Genomic DNA, 1,078 nt, shown 5'->3' with positions numbered 1-1,078 from the left:
AGCCGGCGACGGGCGCGGTCAGCCGGCGACGCGCCGCAGGCGCGCCGACATGTGCGGGACCAGGCCCTTCTCCGGGTGGACGCGCTCCTCGACCCACCCCAGGTCGCCGCCCTCGACGATCCCGTAGATGCGCTTGGCGCCGCCACGCTCCGGGCCGGTGGGGGAGGCGAGCACGACGTCGGTCGCCATCTCCCACGCGGCCTGGTTGATCGGCGCCCCGTAGTACATCTCGATGACCCCGGAGGCGTGCGCCACCAGGAACTCGAGCTGGTCGTCCGCGGAGATCCGCCAGAACCCCGACTCGCGGTAGGCGGCGTCGTCGACCGCCCCGCCCGTGTCGAACGTCCAGGCGCGGGAACTCCAGCTCAGGTAGTTCTCCCCGTCGTGGGAGACGACGATCTGCTGGCCGAAGCGGTGCTCGCCCCGGTCGGCGGTGTCCGCCTCGCCCTCGCCCTCCCAGACCCCCACCAGGGGGAGCAGGGCGAGAAGGCCCGGGTGCAGGTCAGGACCGAACCGGAGGTTGGCCGTGTCCCCCGGGACCGGGAGGTCGGAGAACGCCGGGATGTTCCGACCCGCGGTCTGTTCGGATCGCTGCGCCGCGGCATCGACCGCCGCGTTCGCGGACCCGCGGACGACCGAGCCGCCGTCTCCCCCCTCGGGGGTGGACGACGTGGGGTCGACCGCGCCGGTGTGGCCGCCGTCCGTCACGACTCGTCGGTGACCGTGCGGTACACGATGTAGCAGGTGACCCATGTGATGGCCAGCGTGCAGAGGACGAGGAGGATCTCGAAGAAGAGCACCATGGTCTAATCCTAACCCCGAGGGTGTCAGCCGAGTGAGATGCGGGCGTCGATCGAGTGGATCAGGCAGTCCTCGGGGGGTACCACGAAGTCCTCGCTGACCCGTGCCCTGAGCCCCACCACGGTTACGAGGGTGAAGTCCGCGTGCACGACGCCCTCGCGTCCCGGCGGATCGACGGTGATCACGATGTCGCGCACCTCCCGGATCGTCGAGTACTGCAGGTGCAGGTGCAGGTCCCACTTGAGGTGGTCGGCGCCGAACCCGGTCCTGAGCCCGT

1 protein-coding gene and 1 pseudogene are annotated in these 1,078 nt (G+C 70.9%); both read right to left on the bottom strand.

Annotated features, from left to right (window positions below):
• Positions 1-18 precede the first annotated feature (18 nt).
• Positions 19-708, bottom strand: a complete 690-nt coding sequence (locus G6018_RS14550) for an FABP family protein (protein WP_179524617.1) — start codon at positions 706-708, stop codon at positions 19-21.
• A 119-nt stretch (positions 709-827) separates the two neighbouring features.
• Positions 828-1,078 (bottom strand): annotated as a pseudogene (locus G6018_RS14545) (hypothetical protein); the annotation flags it as partial.

Source organism: Dietzia sp. DQ11-44 (assembly GCF_014145205.1).
Classification (GTDB): Bacteria; Actinomycetota; Actinomycetes; order Mycobacteriales; family Mycobacteriaceae; genus Dietzia; species Dietzia natronolimnaea.
Note: the sequence above shows the minus strand (reverse complement) of the source record. Positions and strands in the feature narration are given on the sequence as shown.